Here is a 16,712-nt window from a genome sequence, read left to right as displayed (position 1 = left end):
CCTACGGCGATGTCTGTCGCTATGCATTCTCGCTGGATTTTAACAAACTACGCTTTTCCAACAGGAAAGATGTCAAATCCGCACAAAACACGGCCTCCTTGGTGCGAAGCTATGCGAAGCTATGCGAAGCTAAGGAATTTCTGCGTGCTGGAAGTATGAAATGGACAACTTGATATGAAACCGCATGATACAATCCCCTATACTGAGCTTCCCGATTATTCGGACGAAGAGCGTATTGCCCGCGCACATGCATTTTATGATGCTATCAAAAAACGCCGCACATGCCGTGATTTTGCCGACACACCTGTCCCACGCGAAGTGATTGAAACGGCATTGCTGGCCGCGGGTACCGCGCCCAATGGCGCCAACCATCAGCCATGGCATTTTGCGATTGTCGAAAGTGCGGAAAAGAAAAAGGCGATCCGCGACGCAGCCGAATCCGAAGAAAAGGCCTTTTATGAAGGCAAAGCGGGTAAGGAATGGCTGGAAGCGCTCGCGCCCCTTGGCACCGATGATGACAAACCCTACCTGGAAACCGCGCCATATCTGATCGTCATTTTCGGGCAACGCAAGGGCGGTATGTATCCGGGTGAAATGAAACAGAATTATTATGTGAATGAAAGCGTCGGTATTGCCACTGGCATGTTGATTACCGCGCTGCATGATGCGGGCCTTGCCACGCTGACTCACACACCCAATCCAATGAAATTCCTGAATGAAGTATGTGAGCGTCCGGCCAATGAAAAAGCCGCCATGATCCTGGTGGTCGGCAAGCCGTCGAAAACGGCCACCGTCCCGGTGCATGCGACAGTCAAGAAACCTCTGGACCAGATCAGTTCATGGCTGTAATATCCGCCTAATACAGGGGAGGGATTAATGGCCACAACTGCACCTGCAAATCAGAGATTTCTGGAGCTTGATGCCCTGCGCGGCTTTGCCGTGATGGGTATATTGGCGATGAACATCGTAGCATTTGCCATGCCAGAAATGGCCTATATGAGCCCCGCCATATACGGCGGCACAGATGCACCGGATCTGATCGCATGGATTACAAGTTTCATACTGGTGGATGGCAAAATGCGTGGGCTGTTCTCTTTGTTATTCGGTGCCAGTATGATGCTCATCATCGCCAGCGCAGAGGCAAAAGGCCGCAGTCCGGCAAAAACGCATTACGGCCGTATGTTCTGGCTCGCTTTATTTGGCCTCTTCCATTTCTTCTTTATATGGTGGGGTGACATTCTCTTCCTATACGCGTTGATCGGCTCCATCGCTTTCCTGTTCCGCAATATGCAATCTGGAAAGCTCATCAAATGGGCTATCGGCATTTATATGGTGGGGTTTGTACTCTTGTCACTCGGCATCGGCACAATGATATTCCTGCAGATGGCAGCCTCTGCTCCAGATGCCCCGCAGGCTGTAGTGACAGAATATAATAATATGATTGCAGAATGGTCTCCTGCCGCTACAGCAAAAGAAGTGGCTCTCCATACCGGCAGTTACATGGATATAGTATCAAAGAAATTTGCCGAAGATTGGTATGTGCCATTGGTTAATCCGCTAATGCTCATTTTCGAAACCCTGCCCTTGATGATGATCGGAATGGCCTGTCTGAAAAACGGTTTTCTGCTAGGTCAGGCGGAACAGGCGCTTTACCGCAAATGGGCATTATGGAGTCTGGTTCTGGGCGGGCTGATTTATGCGGCGCTCGGGTATTTTATTTACATTAACGGTTTTGATTCAGTTATTGCCCTGAATGCAAGTATCGCATGGTCGATGCCTCCCCGGCTACTGATGACTATCGGATATGCCGCATTTTTCATGTTACTGGTTAAGAAATATGCCCGTAGCGCATTAATGCGCCGCGTAGCAGCAGCAGGGCGCGCAGCCTTCACAAATTATCTGGGCACCAGCATTGTCATGACCTTTATCTTCTACGGATGGGGCCTGGGGCTATATGGCTCAGTAGGGCGTTGGGAACTCTACCTGTTCGTCGTTGGCATGTGGGCGCTAATGCTGCTCTGGTCGAAGCCCTGGTTGGAAAACTTTCGCTATGGGCCGCTGGAATGGCTCTGGCGCTCGCTAGCGCGGGGCAGTTTTCAACCAATGCGGATAGAAGCGAAGGCCTAACTCGTCACAAACAATCCACGCGAGAATAATTTACACTTTGCTATTGCGAGATATTCTCATTAGCGCTATCTATTCTTTTAAGGAGAATGATTCGCAATGGTTGTATGTGTCTGCAACGCTATCCGGGAAAAAGAACTGCGTGATGCAGCACGTGATGGCAGTGGCAAGCCCAGCGATATCTATGCCAAGCTCGGCCGCAAGCCCAAATGTGGCCAGTGCCTGTCGTTTGCGCAAACCATTATCAATTCCGAAGCTGCGACCGCGTAGCAATAGCAGTCTCGCAAACCCGCAGAAAAGCTGAATTTTTTTGCACTTTGCGCTATCCTAACCTTCATCTTCCGGCTATATCCGTGGTGATTATTTTGCCAGCGGGAGAATATAGCCATGAAGGGTGATCCAAAAGTCATCGAATTCCTTAACGAGGCGCTCAAGAACGAGTTGACCGCGATTAACCAGTATTTCCTGCATTATAAAATGCTCGATAACTGGGGCATCTCCAAACTGGCCAAGTTTGAATATGAAGAATCCATCGACGAGATGAAGCATGCCGACAAACTGGCGGACCGCATCTTGTTTCTGGAAGGCCTGCCAAATTTTCAGCTGGTCGGGCGACTGAAAGTCGGCGAAACGGTTGAGGAGATACTAAAGGCCGACCTCGCGCTTGAGAATGAGGCGGTTCCCCTCCTCAAAGACGCTGTCGAATATGCGGAAAGTGTGCGCGACTATGTCAGCCGCGATCTGTTTGCAGAAATTCTGGCCAGCGAAGAAGATCATGTCGATACGCTGGAACAGCAGTTTGAGATGATCGAGCGCATGGGACTGGAAAATTATGTTCAGTTGCAATCTGCTCCGGCAGAAGGCTAACGGCCGGGTCTATATTCTACCAAAACCGTGATTGGCGACCATAGCTGGATTCCTGTCCGTAGCGCGGCGTTCAACCAGTGGATTGGTCTCTTTTTCGAGCTGACCCAGTGAATCCTCGAAAAGATCACGTAGTCCGACCACCTGCTGCAAAAGCTCGTCGGGTTCCTGACGGAGTTCGACACATTTACGCGCGACAACTTCAATTTTTTCCGCAAGTTCGGACAGTCTTTCAGCGCCGAACTGTGCAGATTCGCCTTTCAATGTATGCGCGGGCAGGACAAGTTGCGCGGCCGCCTTGGCTCGCATTGCCTCTTCAATCGCCGCAACCGATTTGGTCCCGTCCTCGCGGAAATAGCCCAGTATACGTACAAAATCCGCACCCAGAGCAGTGCGCACTTCCGAAAAAGTCGTCCAGTTCACAATAGGCGTCATAGTCTCGTTCACCTTGAATTCTCCACTATCATAATGCCCGACATGATGCACGATAGGGCCTATTAGTAAAAACAAGGTTGATAGGTTGGATAATGTGCAAATGCGCGCAGGATCGCATTCACCGGCATTATTGCCCAGATATGACAATGATTTATGTGCCTTTGTCGTCGAAAGGATTGCGCGAAGTGCGCAGGTTGAGTCGCACCGGAACCGCACCGAAGCCCAGGTCTCGCCGAATCCCGTTAATCAGGTAACGGCGATAGCTTTCGGGTAGTTTATCAAGCCGTGTGCCGAAAATTGCAAAGCCCGGCGGACGCGTCTTGGCCTGGGTAATATAGCGTAGCTTTATGCGCCTGCCGCCCGGAGCAGGAGGCGGATTATCCTCAACCGCGCGTTCAAACCAACGGTTCAAAATACCCGTTGGTACGCGGCGTGACCATGCTTTGCGCACATCAAGCGCACTTGCGATCATGGTGTCGACACCCTTGCCGGTCATCGCCGATACAGTAAGCAATGGCACGCCTTTTACCTGTGCCAGGCCTTCATCAAGCGCCGCACGTATACCGTTGAACAGATAGCTCGCGTCTTCGGCGACATCCCATTTATTGACTGCGATGATAAGTGCGCGGCCTTCCTGCAGAACCTGGTCAGCGATTTTAAGGTCCTGCAATTCCAGGCCTTTGGTGGCATCGAGCAGCAGGACGACGACTTCGGCAAAATCAATGGCCCGCCGGGCATCGGCAACGGACAGTTTTTCCAGCTTTTCCTGCACACGCGCTTTCTTGCGCATGCCCGCAGTATCAATCAGGCGCACGTCATGAAGTGTGCCATCCTGGTCCTGCCACTGCCAATCGATCGAAATGCTGTCACGGGTAATCCCCGCTTCAGGCCCTGTGATTAGACGATTTTCGCCCAATATCTTGTTGATCAGGGTTGATTTACCAGCATTGGGCCGTCCGACAATTGCCAGTTTGAGTGGCCCTATCGGATCACCAAATTCATCAAGTAATAGCTCTTCCGCCTGATCATGCGCATTTCCGTCCTCATCCTCAATATGCGGGCGCAGCGCCTGGAACAGGTCCGATAGACCTTCGCCATGTTCGGCGCTCAAACCCACAGGGTCCCCCAAGCCAAGCTGGTAACTTTCCAACAACCCTGCTTCTGCAGCACGGCCCTCCGCCTTGTTCGCGACCAGAATGACTGGCGTATCACTGCTACGCAGCCAGCGTGCAATCTCACTATCAAGCGGTGTAATACCGGCACGGGCGTCAATCAGGAAAAGCGCCGCTCTTGCTCCTTTGATGGCTTCTTCTGTCTGCATCCGCATCCGTCCGGGCAGGGACTGGGCATCTTCATCCTCATAACCCGCCGTATCGACAATCTGAAACTTGAGGTCGAGCAAATCGGCATCACCTATACGGCGATCACGCGTTACGCCTGGTTGATCATCAACCAGCGCGATTTTCTTACCCACCAACCGGTTGAACAGAGTGGATTTGCCCACATTGGGACGTCCGATAATGACGATTTCAGGTAACATGTGCGGGGCAATATCCTAAAAACAGACCGCGCGCCAGCAGCGATGCTGACGCGCGGCAACCAAATATGGAAATCTATTTAGCGAAAGGCGGTAAGGCGTCCGCTATCATCAAGTATGTAAAGCGTGTTATCCGCTACCATCGGGGGAAGCGAAACAGACTCGCCCAAATTGAAAAGCGTGGAGATAGAACCCTCACCCGTTGATATCGACACTACACCGCCTTGCGTACTCGCGACAATCAGGCGGCCGCCAGCCAGCACAGGACCAGTCCAGAGAATGGGGTCTTTCTTTTTCTCCTCATTACGGAACTTCGGCAGTTTCGCGATCCAACGCACTTTGCCGGTCGAGCGCGCAATGCATAGCATGCGACCATCATCGGTCAGCGTAAAAATCCATTCACCCGAAATCGCCGGCGTAGAGATGCCTGCAATGTTAAGTTCCCAGATACGCTGGCCGGTTATCAGTTCATAAGCGGCCATGCGCCCACCCTGCCCCAGGGCATAAACACGCCCTTGGTTAATAATAGGGTCGGCATCAATATCGGATAGCGTTGCAACCGATGTGGAAATACTGGTGCGCGACAGGGCATCGCCCCAGACGTCGCGTCCGTTTTCATAACGATAGGCGTTCAGTTCGCCCGATGAATAGCCAGCAAGAATAGTTCCCTGCCCCGCGGCTGGAGCAGCCACGCCAAACACACCCGCCTGGCCTAGGCTACCCGCTTTGTTCCACTGCACAGAACCATCTGCAGCATTAAGCGAATAGAGTTGATTGTCCTGCGTCATCACCAGAACGCTGTTGAACGCCAATGTTGGCGCACCGCGCAGTGGGCCAGCTGGCTTTACTTTCCAGATTATAGAACCATCAGTGCTGTTGAGCGCAGCAACTTCGCCTACACCGTTGGTCGCAAATACGCGTGCACCATCAATACTGACACCGCCGCCAAAAACGGATTCCTGACCATCACCTTCTACCCGGAGCCCTGTTGACCAAACCTTGCCGCCGTTGCCCGCATCATATGCGTGGACAACTGCCGATGTGTCGATAAGATATACCCGGCCCGCTTCTGCAACAGGTGCTGCGGCCAAGCGGACACGTTTTGTACTACCGGCCACGCTGGCACTCCAAGCCTGACTCAGATTGGCACCTAGTGACACATGTCCCATGGCTTTGGCTGCATTGCCGCCCGGCTGTGTCCAGCCGGAATTTGCGACAGGGGCAGGATAAATAACATTTGTACCGGCAAGGCTGGGATCAACCTCTGCGCCACTTTCAACACGCGACAGAACCGGAATGCGCTTACCCACTGTGGGAGTTGTCTTCGGGCCATCATCACCGCCAATAATGCCGCATGATGCTAGCATGGCTGTTGCCGCAACAATAAGCGCAGATTTGGCCAGATAGCGACCCTTTATACGTTCAGGCAGAATATTCATTCACTTGTTCCTTCGCTTGCCGGAGCGGCTGCGGGCGCATCAGCGCCTCTTGTAACCGATACGCCTGCAGCTTTCGCTACAGCCTCAGCTTCTTCATCATCAATAACGTCAATTCCGAATTGCCCGGCCATCTGCTTCGCACGATCACGTATGGATTCGGGTACATTCTTATCTTTTGCCAGCTGTTCAAAAAGTGGACCAGCCATATCCGGTTTTTCCATCTTGATATATGCAATCGCAGTCATTTCACCGGCACTGCCAAACCAGGCATTGCCCGGGACGGCCAGAGGTTTGAGCCGCGCAACCACTGTCTCCGGCTTCAATGCATCAAACTCGGCTGCTGTTTGACGGATAAGGGCCGCATCACGATATATCTGAGGCAGATTTTCATCAGACGCGATATTGCCATAGGCTCTCGTGGCTTCCTTGACCTGATCCTTTTCCAGCATGATTCCGGCTTGCAGCATTTTCGATGCCGCGCGATATCCCTCACTATTGGACTCTTCGAGTGGTTTCAGCACCTCGCTGGCTCCGTCCAAATTCTGCCGCTTGGTAATGGCATCAATGGCAGTCATATATTCTTCGCCAGTAGTTCCGGCCGCTTCTTCCTGCTGATTCTGGTAAATCAGCCACCCGGCAAAGGCAGCAAGGCCCAATACCACCAGCCCTATCAGCCAGCGGCCATATTTTTCCCAGAAATTTGCCAATTGGTCTTCACGCAGCGCATCATCGACTTCGCGCATGAAGACATCATTTTCGGTATCTTTTTTTTCTTTATTCTTATCGTCTCCGGGGCTTGCCGGATTCTGAGGTCCAAGGGCCAAAGCCTGCCTCCCTTACTATGTAAAATATTGATTTGCGTATATGCTTATGCGCTCTTTAACGCGCCAGCGCGGGCTTTTCCATTGCTAAATTTCCGTTACCGGTTTCATAGCCTCGCAATCTGCTGTTTCCAAACTGAATGCAATATGAAAGCGGTTCGTTAAAGGTTTTGCCGAATATCTTCCAGCAATTCATCTATGGCTGATAAAACAATTGGTTCATCAAGGTTCGGGGCATGACCAATGGCAGGCACCTCGGCAAATTTTCCGCGATCCAGGCTTCCCACCATCTTCTCCGCCGCGTACGCGCTTAATATATCCGATTCGCCACCACGCACCACAAGCGCCGGTACTTTTTTGAGCGCGCCAAAGGCTGGCCATAGGTCAACACCAGCTTCGCCGCCGGGAATCAGGAAAGGTTCGGCAATTTTCATGTCATAGTCGAAAATTATGCGCCCACCCGGTGTCAGCTTCATGAGTCTTTTTGCAAAATCCAGCCAGTCTGTAACCGTGAAATCAGGATAAATACCCTGCTGCGTATCAGCCAGTTCACGCGCGGCATGCATCCATGTCGGATAACTGCGCCCCTGCCCTACATATTCGCGAATGCGTGACAATCCTTCAGGATCAAGCTCCGGCCCCACATCATTCAGCAGTGCACCGATGACACGGCCAGGCCGGGTGGAAGCCAAAAGCATGGTTATGATACCGCCGAGTGACGTTCCGAAACCCACAAACTGCCGTAGTTTCAGATCGCGCAGCAACGCTTCCATATCCTGTACATACGTAAGCGGGACATAACTCATCGGGTCCTTGGCATACGCGCTCTCACCGCGCCCGCGCAGGTCAACACATATCACACGCCATGCCCCCGCAAACCGCTCTGCCAATGCTTCAAAATCCCTCGCGTTACGCGTTAAACCGGGGATGCAGATGATGGGCGGCCTATCCTGATTTTCAGGTGCGACGGCATAGTCCCGGTAATGCAACCGCAACCCGTCATTCGACCACCAGAAACCATCTGTATATGCTGTCATATCATGTCTTCATCATTGCATTGGTATCGCTTCATCGCCACTAATGCCCGTATGAACCTCCAACCGCAAGATTCTTCCTACCGTCCGGTACGCAGCATACTGGAATTGAGGCCTGACATAGGCGATCCGGTCAAACCTGCTGACTTTCCGAAGACAATATTGCGGTATCGTAACGACCGCTGGGCGCGTGCTGTCGGGCTGGAACATCTGGATGGCAGCGGATGGCTGGATCATTTTGGCCGGTTTGCGCCATTGCCGGGTAATTTGCAGCAACCATTGGCGCTGCGCTATCATGGCCATCAATTCCGGCACTATAATCCGGAAATAGGTGATGGACGCGGCTTCCTGTTTGCACAGATGCGCGACCATAAAGACAGGTTGATGGATCTTGGCACCAAAGGCTCTGGCACAACGCCATGGAGCCGCATGGGTGACGGACGGCTAACGCTAAAAGGCGGTGTGCGCGAAATACTTGCGACCGAAATGCTGGAAGCGCTGGGCGTGGAAACCAGCAAGACGTTCTCGTTGATCGAAACGGGAGAAAGCCTGGAGCGCAATGATGAACCTTCTCCCACGCGTTCAGCAGTCATGGTTCGGCTCAGCCACAGTCATATCCGCTTCGGGACATTTCAGCGCATTGCGTTTGAGGAAAACGAACAATTGATGCGGCAGCTTGTTCGTTATAGCCTCAACAATTTCTATGGCGGCGAAAGCGCAGAGCATGACGCAGCTTTGCTATTGCACCGCGCGGCTGAGCAGATGGCAAAGCTTGCTGCCAGCTATATGGTCGCAGGATTCGTGCATGGTGTACTCAATACTGACAATATGAACATTACGGGTGAAAGTTTCGATTACGGGCCATGGCGTTTCACCCCCAAATGGGATGCCGGTTTTACCGCAGCCTATTTTGACCAGCAGGGGCTATATAGCTTTGGCCGTCAGCCTGAAGCCATCCACTGGAACCTTGGCCAACTAGCCGTCGCACTGCGCCTGATATGCCCGGCAGAACCGCTGATCGAAGCGCTTGAGCAGTTTGCACCGCTCTATCAGGAAGCGCTTGCAGAGCATTTCTGCTGGCGGCTGGGCGTCCAGTCAAAAGGGCTGGAACCCGACCGGAGCATGATTGCCGCCGCGGAAGCAATGATGCGGCAGGATGATATTGGCATTGACCGTTTTTTCTTTGACTGGATGGGCGGAGATACATCCGAACAGATATCCACCAGCAAAGCTGGAACAGACTTTGCGCAGCACATGAAAACATATACGTCGTCGCGTTCACGCGGCCATGGCTATTGGCAGGGCAGTGAACCACAATCCATGCTGATCGATGAGGTGGAAACCATTTGGGATGCCATTGCAGATGACAATGACTGGAACCTTTTGCAGCAAAAAATTCGCGATGTTCGCACAATGGGTGCAGCTTTACGCAGCAATTAAAAACCTCTCAATTTGTAACATTTGCATGCCAAACCGGATAGTGGATAACAAACCCTTGTTATCGCGCGCCGTCCGCTCTAATTTGCGCCGCAATTCAAATCATATTGCATATATAAGGACCTGCATTTGTCCGAACTTATCTCAACTGAACCCGCTACCGGCAAGGAATTCTGGCGACACGAAGTCGGCAATGTTGACGAAGAGGTGGCCCGTGCCCGCTCGGCATGGACAGCATGGGCAGCACGCCCCCTCGCCAACCGCTGCGAACTGGTCCGCCGCTATGCCAACGAAATACGCACAGCAAGCGATGAACTTGCGACGACCATAGCGCGTGAAACGGGTAAACCCCTATGGGAAGCCCGCACGGAAGTTGAGGCCGTGATCAATAAGGTAGAAATATCCATCAATGCCTATGGTGAGCGCACACCCAACCGGAAACTTGATGCCGCGCTGGGCGGTTCGATGGCGCTGAGGCACAAACCACATGGCGTGATGGCAGTGCTTGGCCCCTATAACTTCCCTGCGCACCTGCCCAATGGCCACATCGTCCCCGCCCTGATTGCGGGCAATACAGTCGTTTTCAAACCATCGGAAAAAACACCCGCCACAGCAGAAATCATGGTACAATGCCTGCACAAAGCAGGTGTGCCTGAAGATGTGGTACGGCTTCTGATAGGCGCAGCGGATGAAGGCAAAGGGTTGGTCGCACATGAAGATGTAGACGGCATACTATTCACCGGTTCCGCTACCACGGGCATTGCCATTAACCGCGCACTCGCATCACGGCCAGACAAGCTGATTGCGCTTGAAATGGGTGGTAATAATCCGATGGTCGTGATGAACACGCCCAAGGTACAGGACGCGGCGACGCTGGTTATCCAATCCGCATTCACTACTGCCGGGCAGCGCTGCTCGGCCGCCGGACGTCTGATTGTTCATGAGGACATGTATGATGCAGTCATTGCTGAGACCAAAAAACTTGCTGACCGCCTGATTGTCGATGAACCTTTTGCTGATCCCGCGCCATTTATGGGACCGGTGATAGATAATGAAGCCGCCGATGGCTTGACCGACAGCTTTCTCTACCTGCTCAGCAATGGCGGCAAGGCCATCAAGCACATGGTGCGCCGTGATGACAGCCTGCCCTTCCTGTCACCTGGTATTATTGATGTGACGGATATCAAGGAGCGGCCCGATATCGAATTGTTCGGCCCCCTGCTACAGGTCATTCGCGTCACATCTCTCGAAGAGGCCATTGCCGAAGCAAATAACACACGCTTTGGTCTTTCAGCCTCGCTGGTTGGCGGCACGCCGCAGGAATATAATCAGTTCTGGGCCAATATCCGTGCGGGCATTGTCAATTGGAACAAACCGACAAACGGCGCATCTTCCGCCGCGCCATTTGGTGGTGTCGGCCTGTCCGGCAATCACCGTCCAAGCGCCTATTATGCAGCGGACTATTGCGCATATCCGGTGGCATCAGCGGAAATGGAACAGCCGCGCGCTAATATCGGTGTCGGCCTGAAGGACGGATAACTACCTGACAGTCGAATATCTGCCTGCGCTTTCACGAATATCAAAAGAAATACAGCAGCGCCGCACCCATCAATATCCGGTAGACCACGAACACTGTCATCGATGCTTTCTGCAGGAAACGCATCAGGAACGCCATCGTCGCAAATGCCGCCACAAATGTGAGCGTGCCGGTTATAATCGCTTCTTTCAGCAACTCTCCGCCTGCATCCAGCAGGTCAGGAACGATCAGTACTCCTGCACCCGCAACTGCAGGAATTGACAGCAGGAACGAAAAGCGCGCCGCCTCGACACGGCCAAAACCCAGAAAGCGTGCAGCGGTCATGGTTACGCCTGAGCGGCTGGTTCCCGGAATGAGCGCCAGTGCCTGAGCCATACCGACAATGATACCATCTTTAAGCTGCATATCCTCATAGCTGCGGTCCGACCGCCCGAACCGGTCCGCAATACCCAGCAAAATACCATAAGCTATCAGGTTGACGGCAATCAGGTCGGTAAAGCGCAGCCCTTCCATCAGATTGCCATCTGGCAAAGACAGGCCAAACACATCGCTTGCAACACCATTCAGATAACCCAATTTAATAGCCAGGCCGAACAGGGCAGCAGGAATTGTGCCCAGCACAATCCACCAGAAAAGCCTGCGCTCTGCAGGTGCCTTTCCGATACCCACACTCGCAAACCCGCCTCTAGCCAAGCCCCAGACGTCTTTGAAAAAATAAGCCATGATAGCGAGTAGTGAACCCACATGCACGGCCACATCAATCATTGGCCCCTGATCTTCCATATCCATGAATATAGGCAGCAGGATAAGATGTCCGGAAGAAGATATAGGCAGGAACTCGGTAATCCCCTGCACTATGGCAATCAGCAGCATATGGATAAATGTCATTGCGTCCGCTTTCTCGCACATAAGAACTGATGGAATGGATCAATGTTCCAAACTCTCGCAATGCCGTGTGTTCGTGCAAATGTCCAGATTGGAGTTATGGTGCGTATAATTAAAAGCAGCTCGAAATAAATAAGTCCGAATCGGATATAATTTAATAACAAAAAAATATTATTTTACTACATTTCACAAAAATCTACAATTTTTAGGTAAGTAATACTGCCATATTATCTATTTTCTGCGTGACTCATTCCATGCGCTGTCATATGCCGCAGAATATGCCACAGAAAAAAAATACACCCCCCGCTTCTGCGCAAAAACAGCCTGCAAAAAAGGATATGCTGCAATTCGTGCGGCAGCAGCAAAGTTATCCGGATAAGCGTGCTGCCGAAAAACGCGCTGAGGATTTTCAGGAAATTGCCGACCGTTACGCCGCCGAAACTGCTGCTGACCAGTCTGCGCGCTGCTCACAGTGCGGTGTACCTTATTGCTCTACACATTGCCCTTTGCATAACCATATCCCGGACTGGCTCCGCCTGACAGCAGAAGGGCGACTTCGTGACGCTTATGAAATGTCGAATGCAACATCAACCATGCCTGAAATCTGCGGGCGTATATGTCCGCAGGATCGGCTCTGCGAAGGCAATTGCGTGATCGAATTTTCCGGTCATGGTGCAGTCACAATCGGCTCGGTCGAAAAATATATCACCGACACGGCATGGGAAAACGGCTGGGTTGAACCCATCGAAGTGAGCGCAGATCGCGGACAATCCGTAGGCATTATCGGGGCTGGTCCGGCTGGACTTACGACTGCGGAATATCTCCGTGTCGCAGGATATGAAGTGCATGTTTACGATAGGCATGACCGGGCAGGCGGGCTGCTCACCTATGGCATTCCCGGTTTCAAGCTGGAAAAACATGTTGTCGAGCGGCGTGTACAGCGCCTTATTGATGCAGGCATCCATTTCCACACCTGCTTTGAGGTGGGCGGCACATCCAGCATGGATGATTTGCGCGCCAAACATGACAGCATCCTGATTGCGACAGGCGTGTATAAGGCCCGCGATATCAGGGTGCCGGGTATCGGCGCAGAAGGCGTGCTTGCCGCACTTGATTATCTTACGGCATCAAATCGCAAGGGCTTTGGCGATGATGTCCCCGAATTTGACAGCGGTACGCTTGACGCAAAAGACAAGGACGTAGTGGTGATAGGCGGCGGCGACACGGCGATGGACTGTGTTCGCACGGCAGTGCGCCAAGGTGCAAAGTCGGTCAAATGCCTGTACCGCCGCGACCGCGAAAATATGCCTGGATCACAGCGCGAAGTTAGCAACGCCGAAGAAGAAGGCGTTGAATTTGCCTGGCTGTCCGCACCTGTCGCCATTGAAGGAACGGAAGGAGTCACCGGCGTCAAGGTCAGCAAGATGCGGTTGGGGGGGCCCGATACAAGTGGCCGCCGCGCCCCTGAAATCGAACCGGGCAGCGAATATTCAATTAAGGCGGACATGGTTATCAAGGCACTGGGCTTTGATCCGGAAGAGTTACCCACATTGTTTGACACGCCTGACCTCAGCGTCACCCGCTGGGGGACATTGCGTGTGGATCATAAATCGATGATGACCAATCTGGATGGCGTATTCGCCGCCGGTGATATCGTACGCGGCGCATCGCTTGTCGTATGGGCGATACGCGATGGCCGCGACGTTGCACAACATATGCACGCATTTATGCGCGCAAAGGCAAAATCGGAAAGGAAAGCAGCATGATCAGGAAGACCCTATTTATCACAGCAACGGCAGTGGCGCTTTGCGGTGTTCCCGTACCAGCTATGGCACAAAATGATGGCACTAGGCGTACACATAGCGAAGCCGACTCAGTTCACCTCGCCGCTGCACAACGGGTTGTTGACAGCATCTGGCCACTTGGCACCTATCGCAAGATGATGGAAGGCACGATGAACCAGATGATGGACGCCATGTTTGAAAGCATGTTTGACATGCGCGCCTCTGATATTGTCAAGGGAAGTGGCAAGGAAGTGGAAGAAAGCGACGAAACGCTTGGTGAGGTAATCGAGCAGGCGGACCCGCATTTTCGTGAACGCATGAAGGTCACGTCCGAAGTGATGACCCGGGAGATGATACCTCTCATGGAAAAAGTCGAACCAACTGTCCGCGCAAACATGACGGCTATCTATGCGGAGCGGTTCAGTCTGGCGGAACTCAATGACCTGAATGCGTTTTTTACAACGCCCACCGGCAAATCCTATGCCGCACAATCCATGCTGATCTACACCGACCCCAAATTCATGGAAAGCATGCAGGCATTTGTTCCCGAAATGATGTCCGCCATGCCGCAGATCATGCAGAAAGTGGAGGAGGCAACGGCCCACCTGCCACCGCCGCCCGAGCCGGAACAGGATGATGATGAAAGGGTGGATGACGCAGCGTGACACGGCCTGAACCGAGCGAAACCATCAGATTATACTGAGATATTATGACAGAGTTTTACCATCCCACATCCGAACATGCGCGTCTGGCCAAAGACGGCATGTATCGCCCCGAATATGAAGGTGATGCCTGCGGCGTCGGCATGATTGCCGCAACCGACGGCATTGCCTCCCGCCGTGTGGTTGAGGCCGCCATTGATGCGCTGAAAGCCGTATGGCACCGCGGCGCAGTCGATGCCGATGGCAAGACGGGTGACGGCGCTGGCATCCATGTTGACCTTCCGGCGCGCTTTTTTGACGATGCAATTGCCGATAGCGGACACAAGGTACTGCCAGGGCAACTTGCTGTGGGCATGGTTTTCCTGCCGCGTACGGACCTGAATGCACAGGAAAGCTGCCGTACCATTGTCGAGGCCGAGCTGATTCACGCAGGCTATACCATCTATGGCTGGCGGCAGGTTCCGGTTGATGTCACAGTGATTGGCGACAAGGCACAGCGCACGCGTCCTGAGATTGAACAGATCATGATTGCCGGACCTGTGCCTGAACAACAGAGTGCACAGGAGTTTGAAAAGAAGCTCTATTTGGTCCGCAAACGCATTGAAAAACGCATTATCGCAGCGCAAGTGAATGATTTTTATATCTGCAGCCTGTCGTGCAAATCGATAGTCTACAAAGGCTTGTTCCTTGCCGAAAGCCTGTCGGTCTTTTATCCCGATCTGGTGGATCCACGCTTTGAAAGCCGCATGGCAATTTTTCACCAGCGTTATTCTACCAATACCTTCCCCCAATGGTGGCTGGCCCAACCCTTCCGCACGCTCGCCCATAATGGCGAGATCAATACTATCCGCGGCAATAAGAACTGGATGAAAAGCCATGAGATAAAAATGGCCAGCCTCGCTTTTGGCGAACATAGTGAGGACATCAAGCCGGTTATCCCGGCTGGCGCTTCTGATACTGCGGCACTGGACGCTGTGTTCGAAACAATCTGCCGTTCGGGCCGCGAAGCACCAACCGCAAAAATCATGCTGATCCCCGAGGCATGGCAGCATGTAGACGATATCCCCAAATCACATTCTGCCATGTATCAATATATGGCCAGCGTCATGGAACCATGGGATGGTCCCGCCGCGCTCGCGATGACCGATGGCCGCTGGGCCGTGGCCGGGGTGGACCGCAATGCGCTGCGTCCGCTGCGCTATACGGTCACGTCCGATAATCTGATGGTTATCGGATCGGAAAGCGGCATGGTGGTTGTGCCTGAAAGCAGCATCACCGAGAAAGGCAGATTGGGTCCGGGACAAATGATCGCTGTCGATCTGGAAGATGGCAAGCTGTTCCACGACCGTGCGGTCAAAGACCGGATTGCTGCCGAGCAGCCCTATGAAGAACTGGTCAGCGGCTTTCGCGGCATAGATGACCTGCCCAAGGTTAGGGGTAGCAAGACACCGATCTGGAACAAGGCCGAACTTAGCCGCAGGCAGGTCGCCGCCGGCTTTACTATTGAAGACATGGAAATGATCCTTGCGCCTATGGTGGAAGATGCAAAGGAAGCCATCGGTTCCATGGGGGACGACACACCGCTCGCTGTCATAAGCGGCAAGCCGCGCACGGTGAGCCAGTTTTTCCGCCAGAATTTCAGCCAGGTGACCAATCCGCCAATTGACTCCTTGCGCGAACGCCACGTCATGAGCCTGAAGACACGATTTTCAAATCTGGCCAATATCCTCGACAAGGATGGTCAGAATGAGAATGTGCTGGTGCTTGATACCCCCGTCACCACATCCAATGACTGGTTCCGCCTGAAAACCGCATTCAAAGGCATAGAGGCCGAAATTGATTGCACTTTCCCTGCCGACGGCGGCCCTGAACAGCTACGTGAAGCCATTGCCCGCGTGCGCAGTGAAGCGGAAACTGCCGTGCGCGAAGGTAAAACCGAAATATTCCTGACGGACGAAAACATAAGCGATGACCGGATCGGCATGGCGATGATCCTGGCAACGGCCGCGGTACATACGCACCTGGTCCGTACAGGACTACGCGCCTTTGCATCGGTGAATGTTCGTTCAGCCGAATGTCACGACACACATAATTATTCCGTTCTGATCGGTTTGTGCGCTACCACAGTGAACGCCTATTGTGCCGAAGCATGT

15 protein-coding genes are annotated in these 16,712 nt (G+C 52.9%); 9 read left to right on the top strand and 6 right to left on the bottom strand.

Going from position 1 to position 16,712, the window contains the following annotated elements:
• The first annotated feature begins 174 nt into the window (after positions 1 to 174).
• From G6Q15_RS09150 to bfr, 4 genes are all read left to right on the top strand, one after another.
• Entirely contained in the window at positions 175 to 849 is a 675-nt protein-coding gene (locus tag G6Q15_RS09150) for a nitroreductase family protein (RefSeq protein ID WP_164118004.1), read from the top strand.
• Positions 850 to 876: 27 nt separating this feature from the next.
• Entirely contained in the window at positions 877 to 2,127 is a 1,251-nt protein-coding gene (locus G6Q15_RS09145) for a DUF418 domain-containing protein (RefSeq protein ID WP_164118002.1), read from the top strand.
• 96 nt (positions 2,128 to 2,223) lie between these two features.
• Positions 2,224 to 2,394: a (2Fe-2S)-binding protein gene (locus G6Q15_RS09140; protein ID WP_164118001.1), complete on the top strand. Its 171-nt coding sequence runs from the start codon at positions 2,224 to 2,226 to the stop codon at positions 2,392 to 2,394.
• A 117-nt stretch (positions 2,395 to 2,511) separates the two neighbouring features.
• A complete protein-coding gene (gene bfr / locus G6Q15_RS09135) occupies positions 2,512 to 2,991 on the top strand; it encodes a bacterioferritin (protein ID WP_164117999.1) in 480 nt (159 codons plus the stop codon).
• 9 nt (positions 2,992 to 3,000) lie between these two features.
• Here bfr and G6Q15_RS09130 read toward each other — a convergent pair whose 3' ends face one another.
• From G6Q15_RS09130 to G6Q15_RS09110, 5 genes are all read right to left on the bottom strand, one after another.
• Positions 3,001 to 3,423: an Hpt domain-containing protein gene (locus G6Q15_RS09130; RefSeq protein ID WP_164118178.1), complete on the bottom strand. Its 423-nt coding sequence runs from the start codon at positions 3,421 to 3,423 to the stop codon at positions 3,001 to 3,003.
• A 151-nt stretch (positions 3,424 to 3,574) separates the two neighbouring features.
• The gene (gene der, locus G6Q15_RS09125) at positions 3,575 to 4,963 is read right to left on the bottom strand and encodes a ribosome biogenesis GTPase Der (RefSeq protein ID WP_164117997.1); all 1,389 of its coding nucleotides are present in this window, start codon (positions 4,961 to 4,963) and stop codon (positions 3,575 to 3,577) included.
• 77 nt (positions 4,964 to 5,040) lie between these two features.
• Positions 5,041 to 6,399 (bottom strand): PQQ-binding-like beta-propeller repeat protein, encoded by a 1,359-nt coding sequence (locus G6Q15_RS09120; RefSeq protein ID WP_164117995.1) that lies wholly within the window; start codon positions 6,397 to 6,399, stop codon positions 5,041 to 5,043.
• Complete coding sequence (locus tag G6Q15_RS09115) at positions 6,396 to 7,223, bottom strand: tetratricopeptide repeat protein (RefSeq protein WP_240330832.1); 828 nt, start codon at positions 7,221 to 7,223, stop codon at positions 6,396 to 6,398. Before G6Q15_RS09115 ends, G6Q15_RS09120 begins: the two co-directional genes overlap by 4 nt.
• Before the next feature lie 158 nt (positions 7,224 to 7,381).
• Positions 7,382 to 8,257, bottom strand: a complete 876-nt coding sequence (locus tag G6Q15_RS09110; RefSeq protein ID WP_164117993.1) for an alpha/beta hydrolase — start codon at positions 8,255 to 8,257, stop codon at positions 7,382 to 7,384.
• Between the two features lie 51 nt (positions 8,258 to 8,308).
• Between G6Q15_RS09110 and G6Q15_RS09105 the strand changes: the two genes are divergently transcribed.
• The gene (locus tag G6Q15_RS09105) at positions 8,309 to 9,694 is read left to right on the top strand and encodes a protein adenylyltransferase SelO family protein (RefSeq protein WP_164117991.1); all 1,386 of its coding nucleotides are present in this window, start codon (positions 8,309 to 8,311) and stop codon (positions 9,692 to 9,694) included.
• Positions 9,695 to 9,820: 126 nt separating this feature from the next.
• Complete coding sequence (astD, locus tag G6Q15_RS09100) at positions 9,821 to 11,230, top strand: succinylglutamate-semialdehyde dehydrogenase (protein ID WP_240330831.1); 1,410 nt, start codon at positions 9,821 to 9,823, stop codon at positions 11,228 to 11,230.
• Between the two features lie 40 nt (positions 11,231 to 11,270).
• Here the strand turns inward: astD and G6Q15_RS09095 are convergent, their stop codons facing one another.
• Positions 11,271 to 12,116, bottom strand: coding sequence for an undecaprenyl-diphosphate phosphatase (locus tag G6Q15_RS09095; RefSeq protein ID WP_164117989.1), 846 nt, complete (start codon positions 12,114 to 12,116; stop codon positions 11,271 to 11,273).
• A 275-nt stretch (positions 12,117 to 12,391) separates the two neighbouring features.
• Between G6Q15_RS09095 and G6Q15_RS09090 the strand changes: the two genes are divergently transcribed.
• The 3 genes from G6Q15_RS09090 to G6Q15_RS09080 form a co-directional block, all read left to right on the top strand.
• Positions 12,392 to 13,879 (top strand): NAD(P)-dependent oxidoreductase, encoded by a 1,488-nt coding sequence (locus tag G6Q15_RS09090; RefSeq protein ID WP_240330830.1) that lies wholly within the window; start codon positions 12,392 to 12,394, stop codon positions 13,877 to 13,879.
• Positions 13,876 to 14,562 carry a DUF2059 domain-containing protein gene (locus G6Q15_RS09085; RefSeq protein ID WP_164117987.1) on the top strand — a complete coding sequence of 229 codons (687 nt, stop codon included), beginning with the start codon at positions 13,876 to 13,878 and terminating at the stop codon, positions 14,560 to 14,562. The genes G6Q15_RS09090 and G6Q15_RS09085 overlap by 4 nt, the downstream gene beginning before the upstream one ends.
• 44 nt (positions 14,563 to 14,606) lie before the next feature.
• Positions 14,607 to 16,712 (top strand): glutamate synthase central domain-containing protein (locus G6Q15_RS09080; RefSeq protein WP_275897597.1); only part of this gene is annotated, 2,106 nt, incomplete at its 3' end.

This window comes from Sphingorhabdus sp. Alg239-R122, assembly GCF_900537065.1.
Classification (GTDB): Bacteria; Pseudomonadota; Alphaproteobacteria; order Sphingomonadales; family Sphingomonadaceae; genus Alg239-R122.
Note: the sequence above shows the minus strand (reverse complement) of the source record. Positions and strands in the feature narration are given on the sequence as shown.

What these genes read in the sequence shown, in the direction of transcription:
- G6Q15_RS09150 (WP_164118004.1), top strand. Translation starts at nt 175, where the DNA reads ATGAAACCGCATGATACAATCCCCTATACTGAGCTTCCCGATTATTCG.
- G6Q15_RS09145 (WP_164118002.1), top strand. Translation starts at nt 877, where the DNA reads ATGGCCACAACTGCACCTGCAAATCAGAGATTTCTGGAGCTTGATGCC.
- G6Q15_RS09140 (WP_164118001.1), top strand. Translation starts at nt 2,224, where the DNA reads ATGGTTGTATGTGTCTGCAACGCTATCCGGGAAAAAGAACTGCGTGAT.
- bfr (WP_164117999.1), top strand. Translation starts at nt 2,512, where the DNA reads ATGAAGGGTGATCCAAAAGTCATCGAATTCCTTAACGAGGCGCTCAAG.
- G6Q15_RS09130 (WP_164118178.1), bottom strand. Translation starts at nt 3,423, where the DNA reads ATGACGCCTATTGTGAACTGGACGACTTTTTCGGAAGTGCGCACTGCT.
- der (WP_164117997.1), bottom strand. Translation starts at nt 4,963, where the DNA reads ATGTTACCTGAAATCGTCATTATCGGACGTCCCAATGTGGGCAAATCC.
- G6Q15_RS09120 (WP_164117995.1), bottom strand. Translation starts at nt 6,399, where the DNA reads ATGAATATTCTGCCTGAACGTATAAAGGGTCGCTATCTGGCCAAATCT.
- G6Q15_RS09110 (WP_164117993.1), bottom strand. Translation starts at nt 8,257, where the DNA reads ATGACAGCATATACAGATGGTTTCTGGTGGTCGAATGACGGGTTGCGG.
- G6Q15_RS09105 (WP_164117991.1), top strand. Translation starts at nt 8,309, where the DNA reads ATGAACCTCCAACCGCAAGATTCTTCCTACCGTCCGGTACGCAGCATA.
- G6Q15_RS09095 (WP_164117989.1), bottom strand. Translation starts at nt 12,116, where the DNA reads ATGACATTTATCCATATGCTGCTGATTGCCATAGTGCAGGGGATTACC.
- G6Q15_RS09090 (WP_240330830.1), top strand. Translation starts at nt 12,392, where the DNA reads ATGCCACAGAAAAAAAATACACCCCCCGCTTCTGCGCAAAAACAGCCT.
- G6Q15_RS09085 (WP_164117987.1), top strand. Translation starts at nt 13,876, where the DNA reads ATGATCAGGAAGACCCTATTTATCACAGCAACGGCAGTGGCGCTTTGC.